The sequence below is a fragment of the Aquipuribacter sp. SD81 genome (genome assembly GCF_037153975.1).
GTDB lineage: Bacteria > Actinomycetota > Actinomycetes > Actinomycetales > JBBAYJ01 > Aquipuribacter.
Window position 1 is genome coordinate 23,167 of record NZ_JBBAYJ010000016.1, and the last position, 17,888, is coordinate 41,054.

Genomic DNA, 17,888 nt, shown 5'->3' on the forward strand with positions numbered 1-17,888 from the left:
GGTCGCGGCTCATCCGCGACGGGCGAGGCGCACCCCGACGGCAGCGGGGCACGGTTCCCCCGTGCCCGCCCGCCGACCGCCGTCCCGGCCGCGGGGGCCGGGACGACGGTGGCTCCCCGACCTCGCCGCAGGGCTCACGGTCTGGGCGGTCCTCGTCCCGGAGTCGCTGGCCTACGCGACCATCGCGGGGGTGCCCCCGGCGGTCGGGCTGTACGCGGCCCCGGCGGCCCTCGTGCTCTACGCCCTCCTCGGCACGTCGCGGGCGCTCGTCGTCGGCCCGATGTCCGCCACGGCGGCCCTGTCGGCCGTCGCCGTCGGCCCCGCCGTCGCCGCGGGGGCCGACCCCGTCGCGGTGACGGCGACGCTCGCGCTCCTGGTCGGTGCGGTGGCCGCGGTCGCGGGGCTCCTGCGCCTCGGCTTCGTCGCGGGGCTCATCAGCGAGCCCGTGCTCAAGGGGTTCGTCGTCGGCGTCGCGCTCACCATCGTCGTCGGCCAGCTGCCGGCGCTGCTCGGGGTGGACACCGACGCCGACGGGTTCGTGCGCGAGCTGCTCGCCCTGCTGCGGGCGCTGCCGCAGGTGTCGTGGCTGCCCCTCGCGGTCGGGCTGGGGTCGCTCGTGCTGCTCGTCGCCCTCGAACGGGCCGTCCCGCGCCTGCCCGCCCCGCTCGTCGTCGTCGCGGCCGCGGTCGCGCTGTCGGCGGCCCTCGACCTGTCCGGGCGCGGGGTCGAGGTGGTGGGCCGGATCGAGCGGGGGTTCGGCCCGGTGGGGCCGCCCGGCCTCGGCCTCGCGGTGTACGGCGACCTGCTGGCGGCGGCCGTCGGCATCGTGCTCGTCGGCTTCGTCGAGGGCCTCGGCGCGGCCAAGGCCTCCCCCGGCGCCCGCGACGTCGACGCGAACCGGGAGCTCCTCGCGCTCGGGGCGGCGAACGCCGGCGCCGGCCTCTGCGGCGGCATGGTGGTGAACGGGTCGCTGTCGAAGACGGCCGTCGCCACGGCCGCGGGGGTCCGCACCCGGGCCGGCGGGCTCGTGGCCGGCGTCCTCACCCTGCTCACCGTCGTCCTCCTCGCGCCGGTGTTCGGGCCGCTGCCGGAGCCCACCCTCGCCGCCGTCGTCGTGGTCGCGGTGTGGCGGCTCGTCGACGTCCGCGGGGTGGCGCGGCTGTCGCGCTACTGGGCGCGCCACCTCGGCGGGCGGCGCTCCCCGCTCGCGCACCCCGACCTCGCGGCCGCCGTCGCCACCCTCGCCGGCGTCCTGCTCCTCGACACGCTGGCCGGGCTGCTCGTCGGCGTCGTCGTCTCCGCGGTGCTGCTCCTCCTGCGGGCCGGTCGGCCCCGCGTCGCCGAGCTCGGCGCGCTGCGGCTGCCCGGCGGGGGCACGCGGTGGCTCGACGTCGACCGCCACCCGGCGGCGCGACCGGTGCCCGGGACCACCGTCCTGCGGCTGGAGGGGGCGCTCTGGTACGCGGTGAGCGACGGGGTGCGGGACCGGCTCGAGGCCACGGAGGCCGACCTCGTGGTGCTGGACGCGGCCGCCGTCCCCTTCGTCGACGTGCAGGGGGCCGTCATGCTCACCGACGTGGCGCGGGACCTCGCGTCCAGGGGACGGCGGCTGGTGGTCGCGGGCGCGACCGGCCAGGTCCGTGACGCCCTGCGGGCCGCGGGCGAGGAGACGGGCGTCGGGCTGCCGCTCGGCCGCGACGTCGAGGACGTGGTCGCGCCCGGCGGATCACCCGTCACGAGCGAACCGGCGACCGGCGCCGGGCGGCCGCCGTGACCGGGCCCGGGCTCCTCGTCGACGTCGCGCAGGCGGCCCTGCTCGGCTTCGTCGTCGCGAGCATGCTCGCCACCGGCCTCGCGCTCGAGCCGGGGCCGGTGCTGCGGCCGCTGCGCGACGGGCGCCTCGTCGCCGCGCTGCTGCTCGTCAACTTCGTGCTCGTTCCGCTCGTGGGTGCGGGCCTCGTGCTCGTGCTCCCGCTCGACGACGCCGACGCCGCGGCCGTCGTCCTCCTCGGCTGCTGCGCCGGGGCGCCGTTCCTGCCGAGGCTCGCGCAGCTGGCGCACGGCGACCTCGCGCTCGCCGCCGCGTCGATGGTGCTGCTCATGGGCGCCACCGTCGTGTACGCGCCGCTCGTGGTGCCGCTGCTCCTGCCGGGCGCCGCGGTGTCCGCGGCGGGGATCGCGGGGTCCCTCGTCGTGACGATGCTCCTGCCGCTGGCCGTCGGGGTGCTCGTCCGGTCCCGGTGGCCGCGCCTGGCCGGCGTGCTCGTGGGCCCGCTGGGGCAGGCGAGCAGCAGCGCCCTCCTCGTCGGCGTCGGCGCGGGTCTGCTCGTGACGTGGCGGGACGTGCTCGGGTCGGTCGGCAGCTTCCTGTTCCTCGCGTGCGGCCTGCTGCTCGCCCTGTCGCTGGTGGCCGGAGCGCTCCTCGTGCCCGCCTCGCGTGCCGGGCAGCGGGCGGTCCTCGGTCTGGCGGCGGCGCAGCGCAACATCGCCGCGGCCCTCGTCGTCGCCCCGTCGCTCGGCGGTGACGCCCTCGTGTCGACGCTCGTGGCCGCCCTCGTGGTCCCGGTGGCGCTGCTCGCCACGGCCGCCGAGCTCGGCCGCCGCCGCGAGCGCCGGGCGGGTGCGGCCGGCGCGCCCGGTCCCCGACCGGCCTGACCCCTCGGCTCAGTCGGGCAGCTGCCGGACCTCGACCACCCGGACGGCGAGAGACGCGAAGCGCTGGAGCAGTCCGCTCAGCTCCGACTCGTCGCGGACCGGTCCGTACAGCACGGTCCCCCCGGCGGGGCCGCGGGTCGCCTGCAGCGACGGGAACGCCTGGAGCACGGACTCGGACAGCTCCCCGGGGACCAGGAACTCGTACCGCGTCGCCGTGCCTGCCACCGGCCCAGCGTGCTCGGGGTGCGCGACGGCGCGCCTCACCCGCGGCAGATGAACGGCTCAGACCAGCCCGTGACGGCGGGCGGCGGTGACGGCGTCGCGCCGGGAGGACACCCCGAGCTTGCGGTACAGGGTGCGGACGTGGCTCTTGACCGTGTTGACGCTCACCTGGTGCCGCTCGGCGATCTCGTCCAGCTGCAGCAGGCTCGGCAGCTCCCGCAGCATGTCCCGCTCGCGCTGGGTGAGGGCGGGCGGCTCCGCGCCCGCCTCCTCGGCGCCGAGGGAGGCGAGTACGGCGCCGAGGGTGCTTTCCTGCGCTCCGGCCCGGCCGGCCAGGGGCACGAGGACGTCGCGCACGTCGCGGCGCAGGTCGACGAAGGGCCGCACGCAGCCGGTGCGCGCCGTCAGCTCCACGCCGTCGAGCACGGCCGCCTCCGCGGCGGCCGTGCGACCCTGCCGGTGCGCGGCGACGGCCTCGACGAGGTGTGCCGTCAGCCGGCACGTGACGGTCACGAGGGCGGTCCCCTCGTGCAGCGCTTCCCGCACGCGCCGGTGCGCGTCGTCCGTCCGCCCGCAGGCGAGGTCGAGGACGGCGGCCAGCACGGCCGCGTCCCCGTCCGCCCCGAGCCGGGACCCGGACCGGCGGACGACCTCCGCGGCCCGGTCCACCGCTCCCGACCGCAGGCAGGCGTGCAGCTCGCCGAGACCGGCGAGCGCGACGAGCGCACGGCTGACGTCGAGGCCCTCGGCCGCGACCCACCACCGCCGCAGGTCGTCCAGCGCCGCGCGACGCCCCGACGGGGCGTCGGCGCGGACCACGGCCTCCACGCAGCGGGCCGCGCCGTCGACCTCCGGGTCGACCCCGGGGCGCAGGACCGCGACCGCCCGCCCGGCGAGGCGGCGGGCCTCCTCCGGCTGCGCGCCGAGGTGGCACCCCCACGCCGCCAGGCCGTAGGCGTACGCCAGCCGGGGCGAGGACGACCAGCCGCGGCGCTCCGCCACGGCGATGGCGGCGGTCGCCCACGACCGCGTCCCCTCGAGGTCGCTCGCGGCGGCGGCGGCACCGGCCAGCCGGTTGAGGCACTCCAGCTCGAGGTAGGCGTTCCCGGCGGCTCTCGCGTGGTCGAGCGCCGCGCCGAGGACGCGCCGGGCCTCGGCCGTCGCGTCGAGGCCCACGAGCAGCGGGCCGACCTGGAGCGCCGTGAGCGCGGCGAGGTCGGGCTCGAGCCCGGCGTCCAGGTGCGCGAGCAGCGCCTGCGGCGTGAGCGCGGACAGGTCGCCGTCCACGCGGCGACGCCACAGCCCGGCCGTCACCCGCAGGTGCGCGTCGGAGCGCACCGGCGCGGCCGGGTCGTCGTCCGCCGCGCCCCGGCCGTCGTCGCCCGCGTCCTGCGCCTCCTCGGCGAGCAGCGCGTGGGCCCGGGCGGTCTCGCCGGCGTCGAGGGCGAGCAGCGCCCGCAGCAGCCGCGCCGTCGCCGACCTCGCGGCCGGTGGTGGGAGGGCCTCGAGGGCCCGCGCCACGACGGCGCCGTCTCCGGTCACGAACAGGTGGACGCCCGTGCGCCGCAGCTGCTCCAGCGCCGCCCCGGGGTCGCGGGAGGCGACGGCGTGCCGCAGCGCGGCCGCCGGCTGGCCGTCGTCCTCGTACCAGCGCGCGGCCCGCAGGTGCAGCTGTCGGTGCCCGTCGGGGTCCTGCACCCGTAGGTCCGCCTCGAGGTACTCCCGCAGCATGGAGTGGTAGCGGTACCAGCGGCCCTGCCGCCCGAGCCGCACGACGAGGGCGTTGCGGCGCTCGAGGTGGTGAAGGCGCGCCGCGGACCGCGAGGAGCCGGTGACGGCGTCGGCGAGGTCCGCGGTCACCTCCGTGAGGATGCTCGTGCGGCGCAGGAAGCGGTGCTCGTCCTCGGGCAGCCGCGCGAGCACGCTCGACATGAGGTAGTCCGCCACGATCCTCGTGTCGGCCGTGAAGCGCAGGACCGCCTCGTCGGGGTCGGGCTCGTGCTCCAGGCACAGCGACGCCAGGCGCAGGCCCGCCGGCCAGCCCTCCGTCCGCTCGTGCAGCAGGTCCGTGCTGCCCGCCGAGAGCGTGCGGCCGTAGGCCCCGAGCAGCCGGGCGCTCTCCTCGCGGGTGCACGCGAGGTCCGCGGCGCGCAGCTCCACGAGGCGCCCTGACAGGCGCAGGCCGTGCACGTCGACCAGGGGGTCGTGGCGACCCACGAGGACGAGGCGCAGGGCGGGCGGCCGGACGCTCAGCAGGTCGTCGACCGCCGTCCGGACGGCCGGGTCCTCGACGGCGTGGACGTCGTCGAGGACGAGCACGGCGGGGCGCCCGTCGACCGTGAGCCGGTCGAGGACCTCGGCGACGAAGGCCGCCTCCACCTCCCCCGGCGGGGGGACGAGGTCGCCCCACCACCGCGCGTCGTCGGCGTCCTGCTCCGGCACGGCCGAGCGGGCGACGCCCACGGCCACGGCGGCGACCACCGTGGCCCACCAGCCGCGGACGTCGTCGCGCGCGTCGCACGACACCCACGCGACGACGTGCCCGGCGCGGCGGAGGCCCCCCGCCCACTCGCTGACGAGCGTCGTCTTGCCGTAGCCGACGGGGGCGCACACGAGCGCGCTGTCACGGGGCAGCCCCGCGTCCTCGCCGAGGCGCGCCTCGAGCCGGGGGCGCGGGACCGAGAACGACGGCACCCGGGGCAGCGAGACCCGCGCCGCCGGGATCGACCGCACGGCCGTCACGCCCCGGAGGTCGCGCCGGCCGTCCCCCTGACGGGCCGAGGCCATGGGTGATCGTAAGCACACGAAGGGCTGACGGGAAGGGGTCGACCGGGCCGCCTACGACGCCGCGACCTGCCCGTCCCGCCACGTCCGCAGCCGCGCCACGACCCGTCGCACGGCGGCGACGACCGGCACCGCGAGCGACGCGCCCAGCACGCCGGCCACCGCCGCGCCGACGATCGTCGCGGAGAACGTGACGACCGGGTGCAGGTCGAGGGCGGCGCCGGTGAGCTTCGCCTGGACCACGGACTGCACGACGTTCTGCACGGCGAGCACGACGAGGAGCAGCACGAGCGCCTCGGTCGGGCCGGCGGCCCCCCACGCGACGAGCACGGCGAAGGCACCCGACGCGATGGCGCCGAGGTACGGCACGTACGACGTCACGAAGGTGACGACACCGATCGCGAGGGCGAGCGGCACCCCCAGCAGCCACGCCGCGAGCGCGATGACGACCGAGACGATCGCGCTGGAGAGCGTGAGGGCCACGTAGTAGCTGCGCAGCGGCGCGAGGACGTCCTCGACCACGCCCGCCCCCACGTCCGCGGGCAGCCACAGCCGCTGCGACAGCCAGCCGACGAGCCGCGGCCAGTCGGTGAGGAGCAGGAAGAGGAGGAACAGCGCGATCCCCGTCCCGACGAGGAACGCGGTCGCGGACGCGAGCGCGCCCGCGACCGCGCTCGTCGGCCCGGCCGCGAGGCCGCCGAGGAAGCCGAGGCCGAGGCGGAGCAGGGCGACCGGCGAGGCGACCTCCACGCCGCGCTCCTCCAGCCACGCGGAGAAGGCGCGCAGCCCGTCGCCGAGGTCGGCGGTGACCACCGACCACTGCGAGACCACCGCGGCGACGGAGAGCGCGGCGACGAGCACGACGACGAGGAGGAACCCGGCGAGGACGAGCAGCGCCCCGGCGACGCGCGGCACCCCGCGGCGCTCGAGCGCGTCGACGAGCGGCACGAGGAGGGCCGCGACGACGACCGCGACGACGAAGGGGACGACGAGCCCCGCGACGGCCGACAGCGCGAGGACGACGACCGCGGCGAGCGCGAGGATGCCGAGCCACGACCACGACGCGACCCCCAGGCGCCGCAGCACGGACCGCTCGGACGGCAGCGCGCCGGGCGTGCTCATGGGCAGCGACGCTAGGTGCCGCGCCCCCGTAGGGCGATCACCCGCGACGGGTGAGGCGTCCCGGACGACGGCTGGGGTGGGGTGCGGGCATGGCCACTCTCACCGCATGGAAGTTCGACTCCGCCGACGGCGCCCGCAACGCGAGCGCCACGCTCAGGGACCTGCAGAGCCAGGGCCTCATCCAGGTGCACGACGCCGCGGTCGTGTCGTGGGAGGAGGGCAAGAAGAAGCCGAGGACGGCGCAGCTCCACGACCTCGCCGGGGCCGGCGCGCTCGGCGGCATGTTCTGGGGCATGTTGTTCGGGCTCATCTTCTTCATCCCGCTGCTCGGGGCGGCGATGGGGGCGGCCGTCGGGGCGCTGTCGGGCTCGCTGACCGACGTCGGCATCGACGACGGCTTCATCCGCCGGGTCCGCGAGGAGGTCACGCCGGGCACGTCGGCGCTGTTCCTCCTCAGCTCCGACGCGGTCCAGGACCGCGTCAAGGAGGCCTTCACCGGCCAGCGCATGGAGCTGCTCCACACCAACCTCGACGGCGACCAGGAGGCCCGGCTGCGCGAGGTCTTCGAGGACAGCCAGGCCTGAGGCGGCCCGGTGTCGGACGCCCCGGCCGGGAGCGGCGCGCTCCCGGCGGCCGAGACGCTGCGCCGGCGCCTCGTCGAGCGCATGCGGCTGTCGCCGACGGCGTGGTCGGTCGACGGCGCCGTGTTCGCCTTCCGCGCCTCCCACGGTGACGACCTGCCGACCGGCGGCTACGTCGTCATCGACGTCGGGACGGACGCGGGAGCCGGGGTCGGCCGCGCCCGCCGGCGCGTCGTCGGGCAGGTGCACGAGCGGCACGAGGAGCGGGCGCCGGTCGGCACGTTCTCCCTGGACTGGGGGGCGCTCGGCGAGGCCGGTGACGAGCTCGCGGGCGTCGTGCAGGGGGTGGAGGTCGCGCTGCCGGTCCGGGTGGTGTCCGGGGCCGGGACGGTGCTCGCCGCCGTGGCCGAGGACGGCACGGTCGACCCGCGCCCGCCCGCGGTGGGCTTCGCCGACGCCGACCTCGCCCCCGCACCCGACGACCTCGTCGAGCAGGTGCTCGCGGCCCGGCGCGGCGGGGCGCCGACGCTCGCCCTCGGGCGGCTCGTGACGGCCCCGGAGCGCGAGGCGCCGCTGCGCGCGAAGGGCATCACGCGGCACACGTTCCTGTGCGGGCAGTCCGGGTCGGGCAAGACGTACGCGACCGGCGTCCTCCTCGAGCGCGTCCTGCTCCAGACCGACCTGCCGCTGCTCGTGCTCGACCCGAACTCCGACCACGTCCACCTCGGCCGGCTGCGCGACGACGCCCCCGCCGACGACGCCGAGCGCGCGCGGCACGGCCGCGAGGCGGGCCGGGTGCGAGTCGCCTCGCGCGGCGGGTCGCCGCCGCTGCGCGGCTGGTTCAGCGACCTCGCGCCCACCGAGCAGGCGCTCGTGCTCGGCCTGGACCCGGTCGGCGACCTCGAGGAGCACCACGCGCTCCTGCAGGTGGTCGCCGGGCTGCCGTCGCGCCACGGCGTCAGCGACGTCCGCGAGGCGGCGGTCGCGTCGGCGACCGAGGAGGGCCGGCGCCTCGCGCTGCGCATCGACAACCTCGGCCTCGCCGGCTGGTCGCTGTGGGCCGACCCGGCCGACGACCCGCTCGCCGGGCTCGACGACGACCGGCGCGCCCTCGTCCTCGACCTCGGCAGCCTCGCGGAGCCCCGGGAGCGCGCGGTCGCGGCCCTCATGGTGCTCGGGCGGCTGCGGCGGCGCCCCGAGCGCCGGCCGGTGCTCGTCGTCGTCGACGAGGCGCACACGTTCTGCCCGCCCACGAGCCCGGACCCCGTCGTCGCCGCCACCACGAGCCACCTCGTGTGGCTGGCCGGGGAGGGCCGCAAGTACGGCCTGCACCTGCTCGTGGTGTCCCAGCGGCCGGCCAAGGTCCACCCGGACGTCGTGTCCCAGTGCGACAACCTCGTGCTCATGCGCCTCAACGGGGAGCGCGACGCCGCGGCCCTGCTGGAGTCCTTCAGCCACGTGCCGGCCGGGCTCGTGGCCCTCGCGCCGAGCCTGCGCCAGGGCCAGGCGGTCGTCGCGGGGCCGCTCGCGGGCGACCCGCTGCTGCTGCAGGTGAGGGACCGGCTCACCCCGGAGGGGGGCGCGGACCTGCCGACCGACTGGCTGCGCCCGGGCCCGTGAGCGAGCCCGCGCCCGCGCTCGACCCCCGCCGCGCTCGGCTGGAGCTCGTCGCCGTCGTCGTCCTGTCGCTCACGACGATCCTCACCGCGTGGTCGGCGTTCCAGTCGAGCAAGTGGGGCGGCGCCATGTCGATCGCCTTCAGCGAGGCGTCGTCCGCGCGCATCGAGGCGACCCGCGTCGACGCCACCGCCAACGTGCGGACCTCCAACCACATCGGGCTCTGGACCGAGTGGGTGGCCGCCGAGGGGGCCGGGCAGGACGACGTCGCCGACTTCCTCGTCGCTCGCTTCCCGCCCGAGCTCACGTCGGCGCACGAGGAGTGGCTCGCCGCGGGCGGGGTCGACGCCGACGCGGAGTCGCCGTTCGCGCTGGCGTCCTACGAGCTGCCGGAGCGGGTCGAGGCCGAGCGGCTGCGCGAGCGCGCGGCGGAGCGCTTCGCGACCGCGCTGGCGAACAACCAGCGCGGCGACAACTACACCGTCCTGACGGTCCTCTTCGCGGCCGTGCTGTTCTTCGTCGCGATGTCCGGCCGGGTCACGACGCTGCGGGCCCAGCAGCTGCTCATGGGGCTCGGCCTCGCGCTCGGCGTCGTGGGGCTCGTGATGCTCCTCGTCTTCCCCAAGCTCGTCTGAGACCGTCCGTCCGGTCGCCCCGCGCAGCGGCGCCGACCGGCTCACCCGCGGCGGATGAGGCCGCCCCGGGGCGGGGGTCCGCACGATGGGCCGTCCGCAGCGCGGCGAGAGCAGCAGCCAGGTGAGCGAGCAGCAGGTCCGCGACCGGTCGCCGGTCGACGTCGACGGACCCGTCGACGTCGCGGTCATCGTCTTCGACCGGCCCCGTCCGGACCCGGACGTCGCCCCCGCGCTCGCGCGCCTGCAGGAGGACGGCACGGTGCGCCTGCTCGACGGGGCGTTCGTGTCGAAGGACGCCGACGGCCGCGCCGGCTTCGCCGAGCTCGCCGACAGCGACGACGGGCAGGCGTACACGGGGCTGTGGCGCGACCGGGTGGACCTGCTCAACGACACCGACCTCGCCGAGGTCGCCGACGGCCTCGACGCGGGCACGTCGGGCCTCGTGCTCGTGTGGGAGAACGTGTGGGCCGCCCGCTTCGCGGAGACCGTCCGGGGCTCCGCCGGACGGCTCGCGGCGTTCCACCGCATCCCGCACGACCGGCTCGCCGCGGCGCTGCAGGCGGGTGCGTTCTGATGCGCGGCGGACGACCCGGCCTCCTCGGCACCATGGCCCGCACGGCCGTCATCAGCGGCACGGCCACCCGCGTGAGCAGCGGCGTGGCGCACCGGCAGGCGCAGCGCTTCGCGGCCGAGCAGGCGGCGGCCCAGCCGCCGCCCGCGCCCGCCGGCTACGCGCCCGCGTACGCGCCGCCGCCCGTCCCGCCGCCGCCGGCCGCGGCCCCGGCGTCGACGGAGGACCGGCTCCAGCAGCTGGAGCGGCTGGCCGCGCTGCGCTCGAGCGGCATCCTCACCGACCAGGAGTTCGCCGCCGAGAAGGCGCGCATCCTCGGCTCCTGACCACCGTCCGCCCGTGGTCCCGCCAGCCTGCCGGCGGGACCACGGGCGGACGCTCAGGCGGCGGGCTGCAGCGCGGGGGAGACGGGGCCGGGAGCCGGGGCCCCGGCCTGCGGCGTGCGGGAGGCGCCGGTCCGGCGCCGCACGGCCGCCCCCACGCGGGAGCGCACCGAGCGGGCCGCGCCCTTCGCGAGCATCGCGGCGGTCTGCGCGGCGCTCGTGTCGTTGGGCAGCGACATGCGGAACACCTCGCGCCACGCGGAGGCGACCTGCTGCGGCAGCGTGCCGGTCACGTAGGAGATGCCGTAGCGCTCGCAGATGTCGCGGATCTGCGGGGCGATCGTGTGGTACCGGTTGCTCGGCATGTCCGGGAAGAGGTGGTGCTCGATCTGGTGCGACAGGTTGCCGGTCGCGATGTGCATGGCCTTGGAGCCGCGGATGTTCGCCGAGCCGAGCATCTGGCGCAGGTACCACTCGCCGCGCGTCTCGCCGTCGATCGACTCCTTGGCGAAGGTCTCGACGCCCTCGGGGAAGTGACCGCACATGATCACGGAGTGGGTCCACAGGTTGCGGACGAGGTTCGCGACGCCGTTCGCCGCGAGGGTGTGGAGGAACGACGGGCCGCTCAGCAGCGGGTGGACGACGTAGTCCTTCGTCATCTGCCGGCGGATCTTGTGCAGGACGGCCTTCGTGTTCTTGCGGAAGGTCGGGTCGTCCGTCGTCTTGTTGTGCAGGTGCTTGCCGAGCTCGAGGTCGTACGCCGCGATGCCGTACTCGAAGAAGCACGCGTTGAGGAAGTTCCACAGCGGCTGCAGGACGAACGACGGGTACCACTTCTGGTCCTCGTCGACGCGCATGATCCCGTAGCCCAGGTCGTTGTCGCGGCCGAGCACGTTGGTGAACGTGTGGTGCAGCTCGTTGTGGCTGTGCTTCCACAGGTCCGACGGGGAGGCGTTGTCCCACTCCCACGCCGTCGAGTGGATCTTCGGGTCGCGCATCCAGTCCCACTGGCCGTGCATGACGTTGTGCCCGATCTCCATGTTCTCGAGGATCTTCGCCACGCTCAGGCCGGCGGTGCCGACTATCCACGCCGGCGGGAACAGCGAGAACAGCAGCACGGCGCGGCTGCCGAGCTCGAGCGCGCGCTGCGCCGTGATGACGCGGCGGATGTAGGCGGCGTCGGCCTCCCCGCGCGAGTCGAACACCTCCTGTCGCAGCGCGTCGAGCTCGCGGCCCAGGGCCTCGACCTGCTCGGCGGACAGGTGCGCGGTGGGGTCGGGCTTGCCCGACGGCTTCGGCACGAAGGTGCGCTCGGTGGTGACGGTGGACAGCCGGGTGCTCGTGGCCACGGTGTTCTCCTGGGGTCTCGGTGGTGCAGGTCTCAGAGGTGCAGGTCTCAGAGGTCGATCTCGCACGGCCCGGCGGCGGCCGAGACGCAGGTCTGGATGCGGATGCCGTCCTCGGGGACGGCCGTGGTGAGCTCGCCGTCGCGCAGGTCGCGGACCGCGCCGGAGCGCAGCCCGGCCACGCAGCCGAAGCAGATGCCCATGCGGCAGCCGGACGGCATCAGGACGCCCGCCTCCTCGCCGGTGTCGAGCAGGGTCGAGGCACCGTCGGCGTCGACGGTCGTGCCGCTGCGCGTGAAGGTGACGGTGCCGCCCTCGCCCGCCGCCACGACCGTCGGGCGGAAGCGCTCCGTGTGCAGGCGCCCGGCCACGCCGGCCGCCTCGAAGTGGGCCTCCGCGTCGTCGAGCAGCGCGGTCGGCCCGCACGCCCACGTCTCGCGCTGGCGCCAGTCAGGCACGACGTCGTCGAGCTCGGTCGGGCGGAGGATGCCGTCGGTCGCGGTGTGGCGCTCCACGAGGCGCAGCCGGCCCTCGGCGTGCCACGCGCGTAGCTGCGGGCCGAACACGACGTCGGCCGCCGTGGGCGCGGAGTGCACGACGACGACGTCGTCGAGCTCGGCGAGGTGGTTGCGCAGCATGCCCATGACCGGGGTGACGCCGGAGCCCGCGGTGAGGAACAGCGTCGGGCCGCGGTGCGCGCCGAGGGTGAACTCGCCCGTCGCCTGGTCGAGGTGGACGAGCGCCCCGGGGCGCAGCCCGTCGCGCACGTGGCCGCTCACGAGGCCGTCCGGGATCGCCTTCACGGTGATCGAGACGAGCCCGTCCGGGGCGTCGACGAGCGAGGTGAGGGAGTAGGCGCGCCAGCGGCGGACGCCGTCGACGTCCATGCCGATCCGCACGTACTGCCCGGGCACGTGGCCGGCCCAGTCGCGCCCGGGGCGCAGCCGCACCGTCGTGGCGTCGGGGGTCTCGCGGACGAGGTCGACGACCCGGGCCCGGAGCGGGGCGCCGGAGCGCAGCGGGGCGACGAGGTCGAGGTAGTCGTCCGGGACCAGCGGGGTGAGCGCGGCACCGGCGACGCGCCGGGCGAGGGTGACGAGCCGCTGCCCGGAGGTCGCGACGCCGGCGGGCCGGCGGCTCTGCCGACGGGCCGGCCGGGGGTCCGGCGAGGTTCGGAGGAGTGCCATTGGTTCGACCATAACCTACGGATGCGTAGGTTACGAGGTCGTAGGTTGAAGTCCTGCTGTGGGACACCTCACCCCGACGGGGGCTCAAGGTCCGTGTCGTCCGGGCAGGCGGCGACCGGCCTCCTCTGCGCGTGGTGCTCCGTGCGGGTGAGCGCCACCTCCGCCGGTGTGCTCCCGCCCCGCCGCTGCCGACCTGTGGGGTGAACCGGCCGCGCCCTGCGGTCCACGGATGGTGACGGGGGTCGGAGTGGCGGCAGCGCGCGGCGGGAGCACCACCCGCCCCGTGAGGGACCGGCCCGCGGGTCTGCCCGCCGGTCCGCATCCAGATCGACCCGTCCGTCCAGGCGTGCGTCTGCTCGAGGTGGGCCTCGCACTCGGCTGGCTCGGTGTCGCCGCGGTGCTCCTGCTGCGGCCGCTGCCCCCTGCGTCCGGCGCGGTCGTGTCGTACGTCGTGCAGTGCGCGACGGTGCTGGCCGCGGCCGCCGTGATGGCCGTCCGCGCCCGGCAGGCGCGCGGCGCGTTCCGGAGGGCGCGTGCGCTGCTGGCGGCGTGCCTCGTCGTGACCGCGGCTGCGGGCGTGCTCGCGACGGTCATCCGGCTCGCGCACGACGGTGACCCGCCGGTGCCGTCGCTGGCGGACGTCGTGCACTTCGCCTTCCTGCCCCTGTGCGTCGCCGGGCTGCTCTGCTACCCGCTGCGGGACGACGACGAGGGGTCGTGGACACGCGTCCTGCTCGACGGGGTCGTCGCGGCGAGCGCGCTGTGGTTCGTGCTGTGGACGGTGCTCCTCGAGCCGGCCGGGGTCGGCGGGCTGCCGCTCGCCACCCTCGTGACCGCCGTCGGGTACCCCGCGACCGACGTGCTCGTCGCCGCGACGGCCGCCGGCATGATGCTGCGGGTCGCGCCGCGTGCGCGGCGCGAGCTCACCCTCATCGCGGCCGGCGTCACCGCCTACGGCGTCTCCGACGTCGCGTACACCGTGCTGACGGTGCAGGGGGCCTACCGGCCCGACAGCTGGGTCGGCGTGCTGGCCGAGGGCGGCATCCTGCTCCTGCTGCTCGCCGCCGTGCGGGCCGACGCGTCGCCGCGCGCCGTCGCCGACGGCGGGGAGGGGTCCGCGTGGTGGGCGTGCGTGCCGTACCTCGCGGTGCTGGCCGCCATCGTGACGGGCTCGTCGGCCGCCGTGGTCCGTGGGCAGCTCGACGCCTCGGCCGTCCTGCTCGCCGCCGTGCTCGTGACCGCCATGCTCGCCCGACAGCTGGTCGCGCACCGGGACCGGGGCGGCGCGCTGCGCCGCGTGCGCGAGAGCCGGGCGCTGTTCCGCTCCCTCGTCGTGAGCTCCAGCGACCTCATCACCCTGCACGACGTCGACGGCACGATCCGCTGGTCGAGCCCGGCGGTCACCACCCTCACCGGTCTCGACCTCGAGGACCTGCGGCGCACGCACCCGCGCGAGCTGCTGCACCCCGACGACGTCGCCGTCGTGAGGGACCTGCGCCGTGCGCTCACCGCGGACCCCGGCGAGCCCGGCCGCGTGCACGTGCGGCTGCGAGCCGCCGACGGGTCGTGGCGCTGGTGCGAGTCGGTCGTGCGCAACCTGCTCGACGAGCCGGGCGTCGCCGGCGTGGTGTGCAACACCCGCGACGTCCACGAGTCGTACGTGCTGGCCGAGCGGTTGCGGCACGACGCCTCCCACGACTCCCTCACGGGCCTGCCGAACCTGGCCGCCGCGCGTGCGGAGCTGCGCCGCGTCCACGAGGCGGGCGCCGACCCGGTGCCGGTGGTCGCGATGGTCGACCTCGACGGGTTCAAGGAGGTCAACGACACGTTCGGCCACCTCGTCGGTGACCGGCTGCTCGTCGCGGTCGCCGGCGCCGTGCGCGGCTGCGTGCGCGCGCCGGACCTCGTGGCGCGGGTCGGCGGTGACGAGTTCGTGCTCGTGCTGCACGACGCGGCCGCCGCGGAGGGCGTCGCCCGACGGGTGCTCGAGGCGCTGCGGCGGCCGATGAGCGTGGCCGGGCGCCCGCTGGCGGTGCGGGCGAGCATCGGGCTCGCGCCGCTGCACGCGGACGGGCCCGAGGCGACGCTGCGCGACGCCGACCTCGCGATGTACGCGGCCAAGGAGGCCGGCCGGGACCGGCTGGTGTGGGCGCACCCGTCCATGCACGAGGCTGCCGCCGCACGGGCCGAGATCGTCGCCGAGCTCCGGCAGGTGCTCGACGCCGGCGGGCTGACGCTGCACTACCAGCCGATCGTCGACCTGGCGGACGGTTCGCTGTCGGGCGTCGAGGCGCTGCTGCGCTGGTTCCGCGAGGACGGCTCGGCAGTGCCGCCCGACGTGTTCGTGCCCGTCGCGGAGGCGACGGGGCTCATGACGGCCGTCGACGAGTGGGTGCTCGACCACGCGTGCGCGGACCTCGCCGCCTGGCGGCGCGGTGGGGCGGACGTGCCGCAGGTGAGCGTCAACGTGTCCCGGCGCCACCTGACCGTCGGGCTGCCCGCCCTGGTGGCTGCTTCGCTCGCCCGGCACGGCCTGACGGGGGCGGACCTGTGCCTGGAGGTGACGGAGAGTGCGGTCGCGCCGGACCCTGCGACGGCGGTGGCCGTGCTCGAGGCCGTGCGCGCGACGGGCGTGCGGGTCGCGCTCGACGACTTCGGCACGGGCCAGTCGTCGCTGTCGCAGCTGGCGGACCTGCCCGTCGACGTCGTGAAGATCGACAAGTCGTTCGTCGCGAGGTCGGAGGCCGAGGGCGGTCGGCAGCTGCTGCGCTCGGTGCTCGCGATGTGCCGGGCGCTCGGGCTGCGCGTGGTGGTCGAGGGCGTCGAGGACCTCGCGACGCTGCCGGCGCTGCGGGCCGACGGCTGCCACCTCGGTCAGGGGTATGCGCTCGGGCGGCCGAGCCCCGCGCACGTCGTGGCCGGTCGGGCCCGAGCCGACGACGGCGTCGCCGTAGCCCCGCTCGGCTGAGTCGCCCCCGGTCGACCAGGACCGGTGCTCTGCTCGCGGAGAACGGTTCACCTACGAGGGGTGAGGTGAGGTCCGCGACATCCTGAGGACACTCTGTCGCGACCCCGCCCTTGAGGAGGTCTGCGATGAGCGCACCGGACGTCGTTCCGCCTACACCGTCGGACGGGCCGCCGGCTGCGGGGCGGGCCGGGCTCAGCGGCGGCACGATCGCGACGGGGGGAGGCGTCGCCGGGCTGGTCGTGTTCATGGCGCAGAACCGCGACGACGCGACGCTGACGTTCCTGCTGTGGAGCTTCACGTGGCCGCTGTGGCTGCTCGTGCTCGTCTCTGCCGTGCTCGGGTCGCTGGTCTGGATCGGGCTCGGGGTGCTGCGCCGCCACCGGCGCCGGGTCGCGCGCCGAGCCGCGCGTCGCGGCAGCTGAGCGACGGCCGTTCCCTACGCGCACGTGGCCTGGTCCTCAGACGGTCCGGCACACTGGGGTGCCCAGGAGGGCTGTCCGAGTGGCCGATGGAGACGGTCTTGAAAACCGTTGGGCGGGTACCCACTCCCGTCTCGTGGGTTCGAATCCCACGCCCTCCGCACCTGGGGTTTTGTGGGTCTGACCTGCAACGATGCGGATTCGCTTGGCCTTCGGGTCGCGCGCTACTGGTCCGGCTGTGTCCGGCCGTGAGCAGCCGTATACGGCTGGCTGTGCCCTATGAGTGCCCTCGGGAGGTCGTCCCGTTAGAGCGGGACTTGGCAGCGCCTGAGGTGGCGCACAGCGAACTGTCGGTTCGCCACGGGCGCTGCCAGAGCCCCGTCAGAGCGGGACGACGCGCCTGAGGTGATGCACGGGGAAGCGTCGGTTCACCACGGGGCCGTGAGAGACCCAGCGAAGACTTGGCAGACCTCGCCAGTACACGACGCGGGGCCTCACACCTCGGCGCTCGCGGACGAAGATCGCAGGCGGCCTGGACGCATGAAGCTTCTTGCGACTTGCACTACGCCGGCGGGTCTCACCTCGGAAGGGCCGCCCTCAGACGACGGTCGGCTTGAGCGTGTGGCGGAGCGTGAACACTTGCATGAGCAACGAAGACCCGCAGTAGGTGTGACCACTCGCCGGACATCCGCTGCATCCCGACGTCCGTTGCGTGCAGGCAACCTCAGAAACGCTTGCTGCGGCAGAAATCACCCCGAGGTGAGGGTGCGCGTAAGTGTTTTCGGCCCCAACTGAGACAATCGTGGCGTCCGGATTGGTGCTCGATAGTAGTTTCTTGGCGATTGACAGAGTTGGGTCGCCGTGCAATTCGGCTCCGTGATGGGGCCACCGCAACACGGACGCTTGCCCCAGTCCGCTCGACAAAAGGCGCGACCAAGTGGACGCGACAGCATCGCCGCCGATGAGAATGCGAACGTTGCCCACCAGCACTTCTACGACTGCGGACGCCTCATTCCGCCTCCCCTTCACGTAGGCGGAAGATATTTCGGCGTGGGTCGGCGCCAGCAGACGCCACTTGATGCTGCCAACCGACCCACTCGCAGGGTATGCAGCTGGATTGAGGGAGCCTGGTGGAAGATTAAGAAACGTTTTCAGCGTACTTCTGATGCCGCTGCGCCCGTAAGGAGGCTCGGGAAACAGCGTGTCGTGGTTGTAGAAGACCTGCGGCGGCAGGAAACTTCTGGCGAGCCGAGCGACCCCGCCGTAGTGATCACGATCCCAATGGGTTACCAGTACAGCCGCCAAATGCAGATTGTTCGTTCTCAGAAAGGCAGCAATTCGGTTCGCCGCATGGCTCGGGCAGTCCACGATTAGCGCTGCTCTAGACAGTGAGTCGACCATCAAGGTGCAGTCCCCCTGGCCAACGTCGATGAAGTACAATTCGGCGAGTGTCATCGA

15 protein-coding genes and 1 tRNA gene are annotated in these 17,888 nt (G+C 75.5%); 10 read left to right on the forward strand and 6 right to left on the reverse strand.

Annotation, left to right across the window (positions count from 1 at the left end; genetic code table 11):
• Window positions 1–61 precede the first annotated feature (61 nt).
• Together WAA21_RS11005 and WAA21_RS11010 are read left to right on the forward strand one after the other, a co-directional pair.
• Window positions 62–1,774, forward strand: a complete 1,713-nt coding sequence (locus WAA21_RS11005; protein ID WP_336922851.1) for a SulP family inorganic anion transporter — start codon at window positions 62–64, stop codon at window positions 1,772–1,774.
• Window positions 1,771–2,655: a bile acid:sodium symporter family protein gene (locus tag WAA21_RS11010; RefSeq protein WP_336922852.1), complete on the forward strand. Its 885-nt coding sequence runs from the start codon at window positions 1,771–1,773 to the stop codon at window positions 2,653–2,655. The genes WAA21_RS11005 and WAA21_RS11010 overlap by 4 nt, the downstream gene beginning before the upstream one ends.
• Before the next feature lie 9 nt (window positions 2,656–2,664).
• On the opposite strand, the gene WAA21_RS11015 is transcribed toward WAA21_RS11010, so the two are convergent.
• Genes WAA21_RS11015 through WAA21_RS11025 form a run of 3 tightly spaced genes read right to left on the reverse strand, consistent with a single transcriptional unit; the run spans window position 2,665 to window position 6,783 of the window.
• Entirely contained in the window at window positions 2,665–2,880 is a 216-nt protein-coding gene (locus WAA21_RS11015; protein WP_336922853.1) for a hypothetical protein, read from the reverse strand.
• Window positions 2,881–2,937: 57 nt separating this feature from the next.
• On the reverse strand, window positions 2,938–5,664 hold the full coding sequence (locus tag WAA21_RS11020; RefSeq protein ID WP_336922854.1) for a LuxR C-terminal-related transcriptional regulator: 2,727 nt from the start codon (window positions 5,662–5,664) through the stop codon (window positions 2,938–2,940).
• Between the two features lie 51 nt (window positions 5,665–5,715).
• Window positions 5,716–6,783 carry an AI-2E family transporter gene (locus WAA21_RS11025; protein ID WP_336922855.1) on the reverse strand — a complete coding sequence of 356 codons (1,068 nt, stop codon included), beginning with the start codon at window positions 6,781–6,783 and terminating at the stop codon, window positions 5,716–5,718.
• An 89-nt stretch (window positions 6,784–6,872) separates the two neighbouring features.
• On the opposite strand from WAA21_RS11025, the gene WAA21_RS11030 reads away from it, so the two are divergent.
• The 5 genes from WAA21_RS11030 to WAA21_RS11050 all read left to right on the forward strand — a co-directional run bounded on the left by WAA21_RS11030 (window position 6,873) and on the right by WAA21_RS11050 (window position 10,513).
• A complete protein-coding gene (locus WAA21_RS11030; protein WP_336922856.1) occupies window positions 6,873–7,367 on the forward strand; it encodes a DUF1269 domain-containing protein in 495 nt (164 codons plus the stop codon).
• A gap of 9 nt (window positions 7,368–7,376) precedes the next feature.
• Window positions 7,377–8,984, forward strand: coding sequence for an ATP-binding protein (locus tag WAA21_RS11035; protein ID WP_336922857.1), 1,608 nt, complete (start codon window positions 7,377–7,379; stop codon window positions 8,982–8,984).
• Entirely contained in the window at window positions 8,981–9,616 is a 636-nt protein-coding gene (locus WAA21_RS11040; RefSeq protein WP_336922858.1) for a hypothetical protein, read from the forward strand. The genes WAA21_RS11035 and WAA21_RS11040 overlap by 4 nt, the downstream gene beginning before the upstream one ends.
• Window positions 9,617–9,737: 121 nt before the next feature.
• Window positions 9,738–10,190, forward strand: coding sequence for a DUF6325 family protein (locus WAA21_RS11045; protein WP_336922859.1), 453 nt, complete (start codon window positions 9,738–9,740; stop codon window positions 10,188–10,190).
• Window positions 10,191–10,222: 32 nt separating this feature from the next.
• Window positions 10,223–10,513, forward strand: a complete 291-nt coding sequence (locus WAA21_RS11050; protein ID WP_336922860.1) for an SHOCT domain-containing protein — start codon at window positions 10,223–10,225, stop codon at window positions 10,511–10,513.
• A gap of 53 nt (window positions 10,514–10,566) precedes the next feature.
• Here WAA21_RS11050 and WAA21_RS11055 read toward each other — a convergent pair whose 3' ends face one another.
• Both WAA21_RS11055 and WAA21_RS11060 read right to left on the reverse strand, forming a co-directional pair.
• Window positions 10,567–11,859, reverse strand: coding sequence for a fatty acid desaturase (locus WAA21_RS11055; RefSeq protein WP_442893269.1), 1,293 nt, complete (start codon window positions 11,857–11,859; stop codon window positions 10,567–10,569).
• A gap of 47 nt (window positions 11,860–11,906) precedes the next feature.
• The gene (locus WAA21_RS11060) at window positions 11,907–13,043 is read right to left on the reverse strand and encodes a ferredoxin reductase (RefSeq protein ID WP_336922861.1); all 1,137 of its coding nucleotides are present in this window, start codon (window positions 13,041–13,043) and stop codon (window positions 11,907–11,909) included.
• A gap of 346 nt (window positions 13,044–13,389) precedes the next feature.
• On the opposite strand from WAA21_RS11060, the gene WAA21_RS11065 reads away from it, so the two are divergent.
• The 3 genes from WAA21_RS11065 to WAA21_RS11075 all read left to right on the forward strand — a co-directional run bounded on the left by WAA21_RS11065 (window position 13,390) and on the right by WAA21_RS11075 (window position 16,591).
• Window positions 13,390–16,011 (forward strand): putative bifunctional diguanylate cyclase/phosphodiesterase, encoded by a 2,622-nt coding sequence (locus tag WAA21_RS11065; protein WP_336922862.1) that lies wholly within the window; start codon window positions 13,390–13,392, stop codon window positions 16,009–16,011.
• A 125-nt stretch (window positions 16,012–16,136) separates the two neighbouring features.
• Window positions 16,137–16,433 (forward strand): LapA family protein, encoded by a 297-nt coding sequence (locus WAA21_RS11070; protein WP_336922863.1) that lies wholly within the window; start codon window positions 16,137–16,139, stop codon window positions 16,431–16,433.
• A gap of 65 nt (window positions 16,434–16,498) precedes the next feature.
• Window positions 16,499–16,591: transfer RNA gene (locus tag WAA21_RS11075), tRNA-Ser, on the forward strand.
• A 436-nt stretch (window positions 16,592–17,027) separates the two neighbouring features.
• Here WAA21_RS11075 and WAA21_RS11080 read toward each other — a convergent pair.
• The gene (locus tag WAA21_RS11080) at window positions 17,028–17,885 is read right to left on the reverse strand and encodes a ComEC/Rec2 family competence protein (RefSeq protein ID WP_336922864.1); all 858 of its coding nucleotides are present in this window, start codon (window positions 17,883–17,885) and stop codon (window positions 17,028–17,030) included.
• Window positions 17,886–17,888 lie beyond the last annotated feature (3 nt).

Coding starts and splice junctions, on each gene's coding strand:
- WAA21_RS11080 (WP_336922864.1), bottom strand. CDS start 17,885: ATGACACTCGCCGAATTGTACTTCATCGACGTTGGCCAGGGGGACTGC.
- WAA21_RS11030 (WP_336922856.1), top strand. CDS start 6,873: ATGGCCACTCTCACCGCATGGAAGTTCGACTCCGCCGACGGCGCCCGC.
- WAA21_RS11025 (WP_336922855.1), bottom strand. CDS start 6,783: ATGAGCACGCCCGGCGCGCTGCCGTCCGAGCGGTCCGTGCTGCGGCGC.
- WAA21_RS11060 (WP_336922861.1), bottom strand. CDS start 13,043: ATGGCACTCCTCCGAACCTCGCCGGACCCCCGGCCGGCCCGTCGGCAG.
- WAA21_RS11070 (WP_336922863.1), top strand. CDS start 16,137: ATGAGCGCACCGGACGTCGTTCCGCCTACACCGTCGGACGGGCCGCCG.
- WAA21_RS11050 (WP_336922860.1), top strand. CDS start 10,223: ATGGCCCGCACGGCCGTCATCAGCGGCACGGCCACCCGCGTGAGCAGC.
- WAA21_RS11020 (WP_336922854.1), bottom strand. CDS start 5,664: ATGGCCTCGGCCCGTCAGGGGGACGGCCGGCGCGACCTCCGGGGCGTG.